The organism is Arthrobacter sp. NPDC058192 (assembly GCF_042883665.1).
Lineage (GTDB): Bacteria > Actinomycetota > Actinomycetes > Actinomycetales > Micrococcaceae > Arthrobacter.
Genome location: NZ_JBHVVJ010000003.1, coordinates 17,978 through 32,908, shown reverse-complemented (window position 1 = coordinate 32,908; position 14,931 = coordinate 17,978). Strand labels below are relative to the sequence as shown.

The window sequence follows — 14,931 nt, the reverse complement described above, 5'->3', positions numbered from 1 at the left end:
GAGCGCCGTTCGTCGGGCTAGCTTCGGTGTCCCGGTTCGCAGGGCAGGGTGGCGTCCTCAGTACACCGGCTTCCCGGGTTCCACGTCCCGGACCCAGGCGAGGATCCCGCCGTCGAGGTGGCTGACGCGCTCGTACCCGGCGGCGCGGGCGGCGGACAGGACTGCGGCGGACCGTGTTCCCGCCTTGCAGTGGAAGACGATGTCGGCGTCCTGGGGAAGTTCCGGCCACGCTTCCCCGGCCAGGATGCGGCCTTGCGGGATCAGCACTGATCCGTCGATATGGACAATGTCGTATTCTCCGCTCTCCCGCACGTCCACCAGCTGGAACTCCCGAAGTCCTGCCTTGCGCGAGGCCAGCATGGTGGCGAGCTGGGTGGCCGTCACGGTGTGTTCGGTTCCGGCATCCGCCGCGGGGGCAATGCCGCAGAACGCCTCGTAGTCGGTCAGTTCCGTGATGCGCTCGGCTGCGGGGTCCCGGGCCACCTTGATCTCGCGCCAGGTACCGCCCAAGGCGTCATAAAGCGCCAGCCGCCCCAACAGGGACCGCCCGACGCCGGTGATCAGTTTGACGGCCTCGGTCACCATCAGCGATCCGACGGCGGCGCACAGCATGCCGAACACGCCGCCTTCACCGCAGGAGGGCACGGATCCGGCCGGCGGGGCTTCCGGATAGAGGTCCCGGTAGGTGGGGCCGTGCTTTTCCCAAAAGACGCTGACCTGGCCGTCGAAGCGGAAGATCGATCCCCAGACGTACGGCTTGCCGAGGATCGCGGCGGCGTCGTTGACGAGGTAGCGGGTGGCGAAGTTGTCGGCGCCGTCGAGGATGAGATCGTAGCCGGCGAAGAGTTCCAGGGCGTTGGACGCGTCAAGGCGGACGTTGTGCAGCCGCACGTCGACGAGCGGGTTCAGGGCCGAGATGGCATCGCGGGCGGACTCGATCTTGGGCCGGCCCACGTCCGCGACGCCGTGGATGATTTGCCGCTGGAGGTTGCTCAGGTCGACGTCGTCGTCATCGACGATGCCCAGGGTGCCCACGCCGGCGGCCGCGAGGTACAGCAGGGCCGGAGAACCCAGGCCCCCGGCGCCGATCACCAGGACTTTGGCGTTCTTGAGCCGGCGCTGGCCGATCGCGCCAATCTCCGGAATGATGAGGTGGCGCGAATAGCGTTCCACCTCATCGGGGCTGAGGTCCGGCGCCGGGTCAACCAGCGGCCCGGGCATCGGATCCGGCTGGGCGGTCGCGGCGGCTGTTGCGGTGAACTTGGAAGCCATACTTCAATCTATGCCCGAAGATACTGCCAGGTCATATTACCCGCGCGTAGAGTGTAGTTCAGTGCAATATCGTGGAGTCTGCACCGCGTGCAACGGTGCATGCAATCGTGTGAAGAGGGAAAGAAGGCCGACAGTGGTCCATCAGGCGCCGTTGGAGCGGGACGAGACCGGCAAGCGGCCGGCCGGGCAGACTCGGAGCGGACAGCGCTCGGCACGCCTGCCCCGGGACGAACGACGGGCGCAGCTGCTGGCGGCCGCTCATGAGGTCTTCGTGGCCAACGGTTACCACGGTGCCGCCATGGACGAGATCGCCGAGACCGCCCATGTCAGCAAGCCGGTGCTGTACCAGCACTTCCCGTCCAAGCGGGACCTGTACCTGGCCTTGCTGGACAGCCACCTCAGCACGCTGATCGAGCTCCTGCTGGGCGCCCTGAATTCCACCACCGACAATGATGAGCGCGTCCAGGCGGTCATGCGGGCCTACTTCCAGTTCATCGCCAATGATGACCAGGCGCACCGGCTCGTCTTCGAGTCGGACCTGATCAACGACGTCGACGTCAGTGCACGGCTGGAAGCGTTCAACAAGACCTTCGCCGACGCCGTCGCGCGCGTTATCGCGGAGGACACGAAGCTGCCGGAGCTGGAGGCGCAGCTACTGGGCCGCGGACTGGCCGGACTCGCCCAGGTGAGCGCGCGGTACTGGCTGGAAACGGACGGAAACCTGGATCTCGATGTGGCCAGCGACCTCATCTACCGTTTAGCTTGGCGCGGAATCTCCCGCTTCCCCAAGGAGACCTAGGCTACAAATAGAGATTGACAGACATTTCTGAGACGTTGACTGGCTGGGAGGCCTTGCTGTGGAAGTAAAGATTGGGATTCAGAACGTTGGCCGCGAAATTGTGCTCGAATCGGCCCAGGACGCGGACTCCGTGGCCAAGGTCGTGGGCGAGGCGATTGCCAAGGGCAGCGAATTGCGGCTGAAGGACGACAAGGGCCGCCTGGTGATCGTCCCCGCCAGTGTTCTGGGCTACGTGGAAATCGGGGCGGAAGAAGCCCGCCGCGTCGGTTTCGGCGCACTCTAGCCCCGGCCTCCGCCGCACACCAGAGCCGTTTCTTCAAGTCGTTTTCTTCCCTATCGCGAGGTGCCCTGAATGCTTTCCCTGATTGTGGTTGCGCTGGTGACCGTTGCTGCGGGCTTTGTGGTGTGGGCCAACGACAAACGGCACACGAAGTACGGCATCAGCGTCCCGGCGGGGGTCGCCGCCTCCGTCGGGATGCTGAGCTGGATCATCTTCATGGCGGCCGGGTTCGGCTACCAGCCGGGCCTGACGTGGATTCCGTGGATCCTGCCGATGTTCCTGGGCTCGGCGGCCGCCGTCGCGGCCGTGGCGTACCTCGGCAAAACCCGGACCCGGCAGGATACTGAAAGGCTCACCGCCATCCTGAGGCTCTAGGGGTCAGCCCGCTTCCGGGGTCAGCCCTCCGGCGCCTGTTCCGGCAGGTCCGGCTCGTGGTTTTCCTCGGTGCACAGGCACAGCCGGTTTCCCTGCGCATCTGTGACCACCACCCAGTCGGGTGCGTGGTCACGGTTCATTAACGCTCCCGTGGCGGCCGTCTTGTCCAGGACGGCGGCGGATTCGGCCTTGCCCCGGTGGATGTCGAGATGGAGGCGGTTGACGTTCGGCGTGTTCGTTTCCTGGAACCACAGCCCGGGCCCGCGCCCGTAGGGGTCCACAAGATCCCCGAACCTGCCCTTACGGTAGCCCAGGGCCACCCGCCAGACCTCCGAAATCCCGGCGGGGTCCTCAGTATCGATGCCGATCTCGACCGACCGGTACAGCCCAGGCTCCGCGGCGGCACCGGCGTCCGCGGCGGCTGCGCTGGCCGCCGCCGCCGCCCGGACGTCCTGGGCCGTGACCTCCGAGCCGGCGTCGTGGGAGGTGAAGCGCAGGAACACCCGGTTGTAGCGCCAGTCCAGGTCCGGGTGGTGGTCCAGTTCCTCGGCCACGCGCCCGACGGCGGCAACCAGCTCCAGCGCCGCCGCGGACGTCGCTGTTTTGTAGACCGTCACCAGAGCGCCCAGCCGGTACCTCCAGTCCGGAAGGCCCGCGAGGGCGTCGTCGATCTGCGGCCGGGTGAGGACGGGGTCCGTGGCTGCCACTGCAGGCTCCTTGCTTGGGGACTTGCTCTGTGAACCGGATCAACCGCCGCACCGACCCGCCGAACCACCTGGCCGAGCCAGGCGGATCCGCTAAAGGAACTCGGCCCTGCCTTCCATGGCCGAGGACGCCAAGGCATGTTCGCGGCGTGGGATTCTGCCGGCCTTTTTCGCCAGCCTACCGGCCCGGACGGCGTGTTTGAAGGCCTCCCCCATCAGTGCTGGGTCCTGGGCACGGGTCACGGCCGTGGCCAGCAGCACGGCATCGCAGCCGAGTTCCATTGCCAGCGCCGCGTCCGAGGCCGTGCCGATTCCGGCGTCGAGCACCACGGGCACGGAGGCCCGCGCGACGATCAGCTCGATGTTGTGCGGGTTCAGGATGCCCAGGCCGGTGCCGATCGGGGCGCCCAGCGGCATCACGGCCGTCGCCCCGAGGTTTTCCAGCCGGAGGGCCAGCACGGGGTCGTCGTTGGTGTAGGCAAAGACCTTGAATCCGCGGGCCACGAGCTGCTCGGTTGCTTCCACGAGTTCGACGGCGTCCGGCAGTAACGTGTGCTCGTCGGCGATGACTTCGAGCTTGACCCAGTCCGTTTCCAGGGCCTCCCGGGCCAGTTCGGCGGTAAGAACAGCGTCCCGGGCGGTGAAGCAGCCGGCCGTGTTGGGCAGCACCCTGATGTTGTGGTCCGCGAGCAGCTGGAACAGCGACCCCGTTTCGGCCGGCGAATACCGGCGCATCGCCACGGTGGTCAGTTCCGTCCCGGAGGCCACGAGCGCCGCCCCCAGTCCGTCCAGGCTCGGTGCGCCGCCGGTGCCCATGATGAGGCGGGAGCCAAGCGTCACGCCGTCGACCACGAAGCGGTCCGCGGGCGCCGGAGGGGCCGCGGGTGCCGGAGCACCCGGGTCGCTCGGGACTCGACTAAATGTTGTCTCGCTCACCGTCATCCTCCTTGGACTGCCGTGACAAGTTCGACGTCGTCGCCGTCGGCGAGCGCGGTGGCGTGCCACTGGCTGCGCGGCACGACTTCGGCGTTGCGGGCCACCGCGACGCCGAGTTTACGCCCGTCGGCGGCCTGCCCATCGGGGCCGATGCTGCGGCCGGTGAGCTGGCTGACGAGCGTGCCGACGGAGGCGCCGTCGGCGACCCTCTGCTCCGTTCCGTTAAGTCTGATGTTCATGCTGCTTCCTTGGTGGGACTGTCCCCGGACGCACCGGGGACGCGGGAAAAACGGTCGGGACGGAATCCTTCCCAGCGCGGGTCGGATGTTCCGTCGATGAGCTGCCGGGCGACGGCGGCGGCCGCGGGAGTCAGCAGGACGCCGTGCCGGAAGAAACCTGTGGCGATGATGAGCCCCGACACGTCCCCGCCGTCCGGGTCCGCGGCCCGCCCCAGCAGCGGGGCGTTGTCCGGCGTGCCGGGCCGGGCCCGCGCCGTGGCTTCGAGCAGCTCCAGCTCCGCCACCGCGGGCACCAACTGCTGCGCGTCCCGGAGCAGCTGGTAGATGCCGCCGGCGGACACGGCGTGCGGATGGACCGGACCGTCCTCGCGCTGGGTGGCACCGATCACCACCGTGCCGTCCTGCCGGGGCACGATGTACACCGGCACCCCCCGCACCATGCCACGCACAGTGGCCGTGACCAGCGGCCGCAGGTGCCCGGGCACACGGAGCCGGAGGATGTCGCCGTAGACCGGGCGCAGCGGCAGCACCAGTCCCGGGGGCAGACCGTCGAGTGTGGCGGCGCCCAGCCCGTTGGCGACCACGGTTTCCGTAGCCCGCACGGAACCGCCGCCGGTCAGCCGGACCCCGGCGACGCGGCCGCCTTCCCACAGCAGCCCGGCCGCGCGCCGCCGGACGAAGCTGTTGCGGCCCTCGGCGTCGAGCAGTTCGCCGAGCCGGGCGACCAGCAGTCGCGGGTCCACCTGGTGGTCGGCAGGGATGTCGAAGGCGCAAGAGATGGCGGGGCTCAGCAATGGCTCGCGGCCGCGGGCCTCGCGCACTGTCAGGGGTTCCACGGTGAGGCCGCAGGCCTGCTGGGCAAGCCGCAGGTCCGCGAGCGCGCGCCGGTCCGCGGCGTCGGCGCCGACGGCGAGGGTCGGCGTCGTCACGTAACCGGTCCCGGTTGCCGAGCCGGGCGCAGTGGTTTCCAAGCTGGCGGCGGCGTCGATCGCGGCCGCGAACGCGGGCCACAGCCGGGAGGACTCCAGCATCAGCTCCAGGAGCTGCTCCTCCTGGTAATGCAGTTCGCTGACGGGAGCCAGCATGCCGGCCGCGGCCCAGCTGGCTCCGCTGCCGGGCGCGTCATCGATCAGGACCACGGACCGGCCGGCACGGCTGGCCTCGAAGGCGATGCCGTGGCCGATCACGCCGCCGCCGATCACGGCAACGTCGGCCGTGATGTCGGCGTTGACGGCGACGTTGACCGCGTCATCTGCGGCTTCGGCTTCATGGCTGGTTCTTGTGCCCATGGAAAATTCCTTCCCTACGCCGGTACTAGCCGGATCAGGTCAAGCGGTCGGCTCTGACGCCCTCTCAGCCATGCAGCGCCGACATGGCGGCTGCGGGGCTCCCGCGGTATCCGCCCAGTTTAGAGGAACTAGGCTGGTGCCATGAGCCAGGACTCCCTCCACACAACTGCCCGCCTCTATCTGTGCACCGACGCCCGACGGGACCGCGGAGACTTCGCGGACTTCGTGGACGCCGCTTTCGCCGGCGGAGTGGACATCATCCAGCTGCGCGACAAGTCGCTCGAGGCGGCCGAGGAGCTGGAGCTTCTGGAGGTTCTGCACGCCGCAGCCGCGCGGCACGGCCGGCTGTGGGCCGTCAATGACCGCGCGGACATCGCTTCACTGTCCCGCGCGCCGGTGTTCCACATCGGTCAGAAGGACATTTCCCTCGGCGCAGCCCGCGGCCTGCTCGGCAAACACACCGTGGTGGGCCTGTCCACGCACAGCCCGGAGCAGGTAGACGCCGCCATCGCGTCCTCGCCGGGCCGCAAGGGCCTCGACTACTTCTGCGTGGGACCGGTGTGGGCGACTCCCACCAAGCCCGGACGTGCCGCAGTCGGCCTGGACCTGGTGCGTTACGCCGCGCAGGCGATCAGCCGCGCCGAAGCGGAGGGGACCGGCAAGGTCGAGGGCGTCGTGCCCTGGTTCGCCATCGGCGGGATCGACCTCGGGAACGTGGAGCAGGTGGTGGACGCCGGGGCCCGGCGGATCGTCGTGGTCAGGGCCATCACTGACGCGGATGATCCGGCACACGCCGCGGGCGCACTGCTGGCGGCACTGGACGCCGCAGACTCCTGAGCCGGTTTGGCGGGCGCCGTCCGGGGCCGGGCTGCTGATCCAAGACTATTGGCGGAAATCGGGCTAACCTGATTTTCGTGTCCCATCATCGCCTGACCCCGAGCGTTCACGAGCAGAAGAACCAGCTCGCCGGAGCGCTCAAGGCGCTGCGCACCGAGCTCGAGCTCCCGGGCCCGTTCCCGGAGGACGCGCTCCGGGACGCGGAGGCGGCGGTCGCCGAGCACAAGTTTCCGGACCTGGATCTGACGCATGTGGAGTTCGTGACCATCGATCCGGCATCCTCCACCGACCTGGACCAGGCGCTGCACATCGAGCGCTCCGACGGTGGCTACAAGGTCTTCTATGCCATCGCGGACGTTCCGTCGTTTGTCGCCCCCGGCGGGGCCCTCGACGCCGAAACCCGCCGCCGCGGCCAGACTTTCTACACCCCAGACGGGCGGATCCCGCTGCATCCCGAGGTCATCAGCGAAGCCGCCGGCAGCCTCCTGGCGGACCAGCTGTGCGCGGCGTTCGTCTGGGAGTTCGACCTTGACGCCGCCGCGGAGGTGACCTCGGTGCTCGTGCGGCGCGCGCAGGTGCGCAGCCGGGCCAAGCTCAGCTACAAGGGTGTGCAGGCAGAGCTCGACGCCGGCACCGCGGCACCCGTGCTGCAGCTTTTAAAGGAGGTCGGCATCAAACGGGTGGAGCTGGAACGGCTCCGCGGCGGTGCGAGCCTGAACATGCCGGAGCAGGAGATCCAGCAGCTGCCCGACGGTGGCTACCGGATTGTGGCGGTCCCGCCCCTGCCGGTGGAGGACTGGAACGCCCAGATCTCGCTCATGACCGGGATGGCGGCCGCGCAGCTGATGCTTGAGGGCAAGGTCGGTATCCTGCGCACCATGCCCGCCCCCGACGAGGCGTCACTGCGCCACTTCCACCGGCAGACCCACGCGCTCGGCAAGCCCTGGGACGGGGAGATGCGCTACGGCGAATACCTGCGGACCCTGGACCCCATGGATCCCCAACAGCTGGCCATCGTGCACTCTGCCGGCATGCTCTTCCGCGGCGCCGGCTACACGCCCTTCGACGGCACCGTGCCGCCAGCCGCCGTCCAGTCCGCCATCGGCGCGGCCTACGCCCATTCCACGGCGCCGCTGCGGCGGCTGGTTGACCGGTTCGTGCTGGTGATCTGCGAGGCCTTGAGCAACGGCACCGAAGTTCCGGCCTGGGCGCGGGCGGCCCTGCCATCCCTTCCTGCCATCATGGCCACCTCGGACCAATTGGCCGCCAAGCTGGAGCGGCTCGCCCTGGACACAGTGGAGGCCGCGCTGCTCGTCAACCACATCGGCCAGGAATTCGACGCCGTCGTCCTCTCCGGCCCCAAACCCGCCAAAGGCAGCAACGGCGGCACCAACGGCAACGGGAACGGCGGGAAGGCCAACGGCAACGGGAACGGGCCGTCCGGGATAGTCCAGATCGCCGAGCCCGCGGTGACCGCACGGTGCCCCGGGGAGCTCGAGCCGGGCACGCAGGTCCGGGTCCGGGTGGTCGCCTCCGACATCGCCACGCGTGAAATCCTGCTGGAACTGGTGCTCTGACTGCCGGCTGCGGGGGCGCCCCGGCGGCGCGGCCGGGGCCTAAGTCGAGGATCGGGGCCCCGTACAGCTAGACTGGAGAGGTAGAAATGGATGCCCGGTCGTTGATTTCCATGATTTTCGAATTCAACAAGCCCGCCCCTACGCGATCTTGAGATACACCCGCTGGTCCCCAGTGCCAGCATTTAGATAGCCCGCGATCGGCTTCCACTGGATTTGCTTGCGCGCCTGAGCGTGCTCCGGAACGGCCTCCCCGGCCGGCCCCGTTGAGCAAGCAGCGCAGCCCAAATGAATAAGGAAACTCCCCTGTGAGTGAATTGCATACGCACCAGCTTCTGACCGATGAGTCCGGCACGGAAACCATCGAGCCTGAAGAAACCATCATCTCGGACGAAAAACCGCACGAGATTGCCGAAAAGACCTTCGCCGACTACAACGTCCGGGCCGACATTGTGGCGTCCCTTGCCGACGCCGGCATCACCCACCCTTTCCCGATCCAAGCGATGACGCTGCCGGTCGCCCTGTCCGGCCATGACATCATCGGCCAGGCCAAGACCGGCACCGGCAAGACCCTTGGCTTCGGCATCCCGGCGCTGCAGCGCGTCGTCGGCCGCGACGACGCCGGGTTCGACAAGCTGGCCGTTCCCGGCGCCCCGCAGGCCCTCGTGATCGTGCCCACCCGCGAACTCGCCGTCCAGGTGGCGGCCGACCTCGAGACCGCTGCCCGGAAGCGCAACGCCCGCATCGCCACCATTTACGGCGGCCGGGCCTACGAGCCGCAGGTCGAGGCGCTGAAGAACGGCGTCGAAGTTGTCGTCGGTACGCCCGGACGCCTGATTGACCTCTACAAGCAGAAGCACCTGAGCCTGAAAAACGTCAAGGTCGTCATCCTCGATGAGGCCGACGAAATGCTGGACCTCGGGTTCCTGCCGGACGTCGAAACGCTGATCGCCGCCACCCCGGCCGTCCGCCAGACGCTGCTGTTCTCGGCCACCATGCCCGGCCCGGTCATCGCCATGGCCCGCCGCTACATGAGCCAGCCCACCCACATCCGCGCCGCGGACCCGGATGACGAAGGCCTGACCAAGCGCGACATCCGCCAGCTCATCTACCGTGCCCACAGCATGGACAAGGTGGAGGTAGTCGCCCGCATCCTGCAGGCCCGCGGACGCGGCCGCACCATCATCTTCACCAAGACCAAGCGCACCGCCGCGAAGGTGGCCGAGGAACTCGTGGACCGCGGCTTCGCCGCGGCCGCCATCCATGGCGACCTCGGCCAGGGCGCCCGTGAACAGGCACTGCGTGCCTTCCGCAACAACAAGGTCGACGTCCTCGTGGCCACCGACGTCGCCGCCCGCGGGATCGACGTCGACGACGTCACCCACGTCATCAACTACCAGTGCGTTGAAGACGAAAAGATCTACCTGCACCGCGTCGGCCGCACTGGGCGCGCCGGCAACAAGGGCACCGCCGTGACCTTTGTCGACTGGGACGACATGCCGCGCTGGGGACTGATCAACAAAGCCCTGGGACTGAGCGTCCCCGAGCCCGTGGAGACCTACTCCTCCTCGCCTCACCTCTTTGAGGAACTCGACATCCCCGAAGGCACGAAGGGCCGCCTCCCCCGCGACAAGCGCGTGCTGGCCGGCGTCGACGCCGAAGTCCTCGAAGACCTGGGGGAAACCGGCAAGAAGCCCACGCGCGCCGGCGCAAAGGACAGCGGACGTGACAGCAGCCGCAGCGGCGGCCGCGACAGCGCAAAGGGCGGTGCCCGCGAAGCGCGCCGCAGCGGCTCCGAGGCTGGCGGACGGTCCGGCAGCCGCCGTCGCCGTCCCGCCGATGCCGGGGCCGGCACCCAGGCAGCAGCCGCAGCCCCCGCGGCCGGCGGCCCGGACGCAGCCGCAGCCGCAGCCGCTGCGCCGTCGAAGGCCCCAACCGAGGTGGACCGGGCAACCCGTGCCCGGCGTCGCACCCGCACCCGCCGCCGCAACGGCGAGGTGGTCGCCGGCGGCGACGCACAGCCGAGCAACGCCGAGGCCTAACCCCTGACGATGACTGAGACCGTCTGGGCGCCGGACGGCAGCAACCTGGTGGTGCACGCGGACAACGCGGAGTACCTCCCAATGCTGCCGGACGGCGCCTTCACACTGATTTACGTGGACCCGCCCTTCAACACCGGACGGGTCCAACGGCGCCAGGAAACCAAGATGGTGCTCAACGCCGGGGGCGAGGGCGACCGGGTCGGGTTCAAGGGCAGGTCCTACGACACCATCAAGGGCGCACTGCACAGCTACGACGACGCCTTCAGCGACTACTGGTCCTTCCTCGAGCCCCGGCTCGTGGAAGCCTGGCGGCTCCTGGCCGATGACGGGACCCTGTACCTGCACCTGGACTACCGCGAGGTGCACTACGCGAAGGTCATGCTGGATGCCATCTTCGGCCGTGAGTGCTTCCTGAACGAGATCATCTGGGCCTACGACTACGGTGCGCGGGCCAAGTACCGCTGGCCCACGAAGCACGACAACATCCTCGTCTACGTCAAGAACCCGGCGAAGTACCATTTCGACAGCGCCGAGGTGGACCGTGAGCCGTACATGGCGCCCGGGCTGGTCACGCCCGCCAAGCGCGAGCTCGGCAAGCTGCCCACGGACGTGTGGTGGCACACGATCGTCTCCCCCACCGGCCGGGAGAAGACCGGCTACCCGACGCAGAAGCCCGAGGGCCTCATCCGGCGCGTGGTAGCGGCCTCGAGCCGGCCCGGCGACTGGTGCCTGGACTTCTTCGCCGGCTCCGGCACGCTCGGCGCCGTGGCCGCGAAACTCGACCGGAAGTTCGTGTGCGTGGACCAGAACCAGGCCGCCGTCGACGTCATGGCCAAGCGCCTGTCCGCGAAGGCGCAGTTCACCACGTTCGAGCCGCCCAAGTAGCTCGCAGCAGGGGCCGTTCTGGACGTCCAGAACGGCCCCTGCTGCCAGTTAGTTGGGAATGAGGACGCCCGCTCAGCGGACCACGGAACAGCCGGTGCCCTGCTCCTCGATCCGGGCCAGGACCTCCGAGGAGGTCACGTTCTCCCCCAGCAGGTTCGGCTTCCCGGCGCCGTGGTAGTCGGACGAGCCGGTGACCAGCAGGCCATAGCGCTCGGCCAGGCGGCGGAGGAACGTCCTGCCCTCCTCCGGGTTGTCACGGTGATAGATTTCCAGGCCGGCCAGTCCGGCGTCGATCATCTCCCGGTAGGTCTCTTCACCCACGATCCGGCCTCGGGCAGACGCAACGGGGTGCGCGAAGACTGGAACGCCGCCGGCGGCACGGACCAGTTCGACGGCGACCGCCGGCTCGGGCGCGTAGTGCTGAACCCAGTAGCGCGAGCGCGAGGTGAGGATGGAGCTGAAGGCCTCGGTCCGGTCCTCCACCACACCTGCGGCGACGAGCGCGTCGGCGATGTGCGGACGGCCGAGAGTGGCGCCCGGCGCGACGTGGTGGATCACGTCGTCCCAGGTCAGCGGATAGTCCTCGGACAGCAGAGTGACCATCTTTTGGGCCCGCGTGTGCCGGGCATCCTTGGCTTTGGTGATTTCCTCGAGGAGCCCCGGGTGGGCGGGGTCGTGGAGGTAGCTCAGCAGGTGGACGCTGATGCCTTCCGCCGTCCGGCACGAGATCTCCATGCCCGGGACCAGGGCCACCCCGGTTTTCCGGGCCGCGGCGGCGGCCTCCGCCCACCCGGCCGTGGAGTCGTGGTCGGTCAGGGCGACGACGTCGAGCCCGGCAGCTGCGGCGGACTCCATGACGTCGGCCGGCGCCTGGGTGCCGTCGGATACGTTCGAGTGCGCATGCAGGTCAATCCTCACCTCACCAGCCTAGTAGATGGCCGGATCCAAAGCCCCGCCCGCGCGCTGACCGATGCACCGCCGTTGGCCTAGGCCGCGGGGGCGCGCCGTTGGCCTAAGCCGCGGCGCTGGTGAGACGATGGGACCGTGAACGATGCAGATAGCACCCAAGTCTCCGCTTCCCAGCCCCTCGAAGAGCGCGTCAGCAACCGCTCCCAGCGTCCCAGCTCCGATGCCTTCAAGGCGTTTATGGCCAGCAACTGGGCACCGGCCACGCAGCAGCTCCCCGAACGGGACGCCGTTGCAGGCCACGCCGCGGCCCGGCGCCGGGCCATTTCCGTGCAGTTCAAAGGTGAACGCCTGCTCATCCCCGCAGGCCCGCTGAAGATCCGCTCCAACGACTGCGATTACCGTTTCCGGCCGCACTCGGCCTTCGCGCACCTCACCGGCCTCGGCCTGGACCACGAGCCGGATGCGGTTCTGATCCTGGAGCCGGTGGCGGAGGGCACGGGCGACGACGGCGGAAACCACCACGCCACGCTCTACTTCCGGCCCCTGGCCGGCCGCGACACCGAGCAGTTTTACGCCGACTCCCGCTCCGGCGAGTTCTGGATCGGTGCCCGCCCCACCCTCGCCGAGTTCAACGCCAGGCTAGGACTGGACACCGCGGACATCCGCGAACTCGAACTGGCCATCACCAAGAACGTCGGCGCTCCCGAGATCGGCGGCATCTCCGTCCGGCTGGTCCGCAAGGTTGACGAGAACATCGACGCCCTCGTGGACACCGCCCGCTACAACACGGCCAAAGATCCGGACAACCTGGACCTGAGCGTCCTGGACGCCCTGGACGACAAGCTCACCGAGGCCCTCTCCGAACTCCGCCTGCTCAAGGACGAGTGGGAAATCGAACAGATGAAGGTCGCCGTCGACTCCACCGTGGCTGGGTTCACGGATGTCGTGAAGGCGCTGCCGCGGGCGCTGACCCACCAGCGCGGCGAGCGCGTCGTGGAAGGGGCGTTCTTCGCCCGTGCCCGCGAGGAAGGCAACGAGCTCGGCTACGACACCATCGCCGCTTCCGGCAACAACGCCACAGTGCTGCACTGGACGCGGAACACCGGCAGGATCAACGCCGGAGAACTGCTGCTCCTGGACGCCGGCGTGGAGGCCGACTCCCTGTACACGGCGGACGTCACCCGCACGCTGCCGGCCAACGGCACGTTTTCCGAGATCCAGCGCAAGGTCTACGAGGCAGTGCTCGACGCCGCCGACGCCGGCTTTGCCGCCGCCCAGCCCGGCACCCGGTTCCGGGAGATTCACACGGCGGCCACCACGGTGCTGGCCGAACGGCTCGCCGAATGGGGCCTCCTGCCCGTCTCCGTGGAGGATGCCATCAGCCCCGAAGGCCAGCAGCACCGCCGCTGGATGCCGCACGGCACGAGCCACCACCTCGGCCTCGACGTCCACGACTGCGCCCAGGCGAAACGGGAACTGTACCTCGACGGTGTGCTCACGCCCGGCATGGTCTTCACGATCGAACCCGGCCTGTACTTCAAGAACGAGGACATCGGCATCCCCGAGGAATACCGCGGCATCGGCGTCCGGATTGAGGACGACATCCTCATGACCGCCGACGGCCCGGTGAACCTCAGCGCCGCCCTGCCGCGGAAGGCCGACGACGTCGAGTCCTGGATGGCGGGCATCTACCTGGAAGTCGACGCCCAGACGCCGTAGACCCTGCTGTAGGACAAAAACGCACTACAGAAAACACACTAAAAAAGGGAGCGTTCCGGTTGTCCGGGACGCTCCCTTTTGTGCTAAATCCGCGCACCAAATTCAGTGCCGCTAAAGTCAGGGCTGCTGGCCGTCCTGGCCCGGGGCGGCCTTGTCGCCGTCCGTGACCCTGACGCCGTACTGCGGACGGCCGTCCGGGAGATCCGGATAACTCACTCCCGAAACGCGGCCGCCCTGCCGGGCCGCCTCGTCGGCAGTGCCGGGCGCGGCCGGGGCGTGGCTCGGCGCCCCAGCCTGCTCACCGCCGGACGGCTCGTTGCCCGACCGCTCACTGCCGGTCCCCGGCGTCCTCTGGCCGTACGGGTCATTCCAGCCCGCGGGGCGCTGGGGTGCCCCGCCCTGCTGTCCCGGCTGCTGGGATTGGGGCTGCTGCGGCTGCTGTTGCCGGTAGTCGTGCTGCGGGTAACCGGCAGCATGACCACCGGCAGCCGGAGCCGCGTCATGCGGCGTCATGGGCAGCTGGTGGAGCAGGCGCCGGGCTTCGCCCGCGGCCTCGAAGGACACCACGACGTCGTAGTTGCTCGCCACCACCTGGCTGGTTGAGGTGAAATCACGCTTGCCGCGCTGCATGGCGTACGTGACGATGCCAAACAGCATGAAGAACGCCGCGCCCATCAGCACGGACGTCACGATCGAGAAATACCCCGGGGTCGTGGAGAAGAAGGACAGCATGACGCCGACGAAAAGGCCGAACCACATGCCGCTGAGCGCGCCGGACAAAGCGACACGGGGGTACGTGAGCCTGCCGGTCACCCGTTCCACCATCTTCAGCTCGTTGCCGACGATCGAAACCATCTGCACGGGGAACTGCTGATCTGCCAGGTAGTCCACCGCCTTCTGGGCATCCAGGTAGGAGTTGTAGGAACCGACGACGTCACCTCTCGGGACGGCGCGCGCCTCGTCCGGGCCATTGGGGGCACCGGCCCTGGGGGCACCAAAAATGTTTGACATACGCCCATTCTTCCCCATCCGGCCGGTGTGCGGCTGGAAATTCAGCTAAAAGAGAGCAGA

The 14,931-nt window shown here is 68.5% G+C and carries 15 protein-coding genes and 1 riboswitch; of the genes, 8 read left to right on the top strand and 7 right to left on the bottom strand.

The features are described from left to right. Positions 1–57: 57 nt before the first annotated feature. Positions 58–1,272: a molybdopterin-synthase adenylyltransferase MoeB gene (moeB, locus tag ACFVVK_RS03840; RefSeq protein WP_390263698.1), complete on the bottom strand. Its 1,215-nt coding sequence runs from the start codon at positions 1,270–1,272 to the stop codon at positions 58–60. A gap of 151 nt (positions 1,273–1,423) precedes the next feature. Between moeB and ACFVVK_RS03835 the strand changes: the two genes are divergently transcribed. The 3 genes from ACFVVK_RS03835 (at position 1,424) to ACFVVK_RS03825 (ending at position 2,726) form a co-directional block, all read left to right on the top strand. Continuing rightward, positions 1,424–2,071 carry a TetR/AcrR family transcriptional regulator gene (locus ACFVVK_RS03835; protein WP_390264342.1) on the top strand — a complete coding sequence of 216 codons (648 nt, stop codon included), beginning with the start codon at positions 1,424–1,426 and terminating at the stop codon, positions 2,069–2,071. 58 nt (positions 2,072–2,129) lie between these two features. Further along, positions 2,130–2,354, top strand: a complete 225-nt coding sequence (locus tag ACFVVK_RS03830; protein WP_390263695.1) for a DUF3107 domain-containing protein — start codon at positions 2,130–2,132, stop codon at positions 2,352–2,354. Positions 2,355–2,423: 69 nt separating this feature from the next. Next, on the top strand, positions 2,424–2,726 hold the full coding sequence (locus ACFVVK_RS03825; protein WP_390263692.1) for a hypothetical protein: 303 nt from the start codon (positions 2,424–2,426) through the stop codon (positions 2,724–2,726). A gap of 20 nt (positions 2,727–2,746) precedes the next feature. On the opposite strand, the gene ACFVVK_RS03820 is transcribed toward ACFVVK_RS03825, so the two are convergent. The 4 genes from ACFVVK_RS03820 to thiO all read right to left on the bottom strand — a co-directional run bounded on the left by ACFVVK_RS03820 (position 2,747) and on the right by thiO (position 5,894). After that, positions 2,747–3,433 carry a 4a-hydroxytetrahydrobiopterin dehydratase gene (locus tag ACFVVK_RS03820; protein ID WP_390263689.1) on the bottom strand — a complete coding sequence of 229 codons (687 nt, stop codon included), beginning with the start codon at positions 3,431–3,433 and terminating at the stop codon, positions 2,747–2,749. 90 nt (positions 3,434–3,523) lie between these two features. Further along, positions 3,524–4,282, bottom strand: coding sequence for a thiazole synthase (locus tag ACFVVK_RS03815; RefSeq protein WP_390264339.1), 759 nt, complete (start codon positions 4,280–4,282; stop codon positions 3,524–3,526). Positions 4,283–4,368: 86 nt separating this feature from the next. After that, the gene (gene thiS, locus ACFVVK_RS03810) at positions 4,369–4,605 is read right to left on the bottom strand and encodes a sulfur carrier protein ThiS (protein WP_390263687.1); all 237 of its coding nucleotides are present in this window, start codon (positions 4,603–4,605) and stop codon (positions 4,369–4,371) included. Continuing rightward, entirely contained in the window at positions 4,602–5,894 is a 1,293-nt protein-coding gene (gene thiO / locus ACFVVK_RS03805; protein WP_390263684.1) for a glycine oxidase ThiO, read from the bottom strand. Before thiO ends, thiS begins: the two co-directional genes overlap by 4 nt. After that, positions 5,888–6,009, bottom strand: a riboswitch (TPP riboswitch). Its footprint overlaps the gene before it by 7 nt. 26 nt (positions 6,010–6,035) lie before the next feature. On the opposite strand from thiO, the gene thiE reads away from it, so the two are divergent. From thiE to ACFVVK_RS03785, 4 genes are all read left to right on the top strand, one after another. Further along, positions 6,036–6,731: a thiamine phosphate synthase gene (gene thiE / locus ACFVVK_RS03800; RefSeq protein ID WP_390263681.1), complete on the top strand. Its 696-nt coding sequence runs from the start codon at positions 6,036–6,038 to the stop codon at positions 6,729–6,731. A 77-nt stretch (positions 6,732–6,808) separates the two neighbouring features. Beyond that, positions 6,809–8,308: an RNB domain-containing ribonuclease gene (locus ACFVVK_RS03795; RefSeq protein ID WP_390263678.1), complete on the top strand. Its 1,500-nt coding sequence runs from the start codon at positions 6,809–6,811 to the stop codon at positions 8,306–8,308. Positions 8,309–8,613: 305 nt separating this feature from the next. Next, on the top strand, positions 8,614–10,347 hold the full coding sequence (locus ACFVVK_RS03790; protein ID WP_390263676.1) for a DEAD/DEAH box helicase: 1,734 nt from the start codon (positions 8,614–8,616) through the stop codon (positions 10,345–10,347). Between the two features lie 9 nt (positions 10,348–10,356). Then, positions 10,357–11,232, top strand: a complete 876-nt coding sequence (locus tag ACFVVK_RS03785) for a DNA-methyltransferase (protein WP_390263673.1) — start codon at positions 10,357–10,359, stop codon at positions 11,230–11,232. 72 nt (positions 11,233–11,304) lie between these two features. Here ACFVVK_RS03785 and ACFVVK_RS03780 read toward each other — a convergent pair whose 3' ends face one another. Continuing rightward, a complete protein-coding gene (locus tag ACFVVK_RS03780) occupies positions 11,305–12,150 on the bottom strand; it encodes a PHP domain-containing protein (RefSeq protein WP_390263671.1) in 846 nt (281 codons plus the stop codon). A gap of 126 nt (positions 12,151–12,276) precedes the next feature. On the opposite strand from ACFVVK_RS03780, the gene ACFVVK_RS03775 reads away from it, so the two are divergent. Then, the gene (locus ACFVVK_RS03775; protein WP_390263668.1) at positions 12,277–13,860 is read left to right on the top strand and encodes an aminopeptidase P family protein; all 1,584 of its coding nucleotides are present in this window, start codon (positions 12,277–12,279) and stop codon (positions 13,858–13,860) included. Positions 13,861–13,977: 117 nt separating this feature from the next. On the opposite strand, the gene ACFVVK_RS03770 is transcribed toward ACFVVK_RS03775, so the two are convergent. After that, positions 13,978–14,871 (bottom strand): general stress protein, encoded by an 894-nt coding sequence (locus ACFVVK_RS03770; RefSeq protein WP_390263665.1) that lies wholly within the window; start codon positions 14,869–14,871, stop codon positions 13,978–13,980. Positions 14,872–14,931 lie beyond the last annotated feature (60 nt).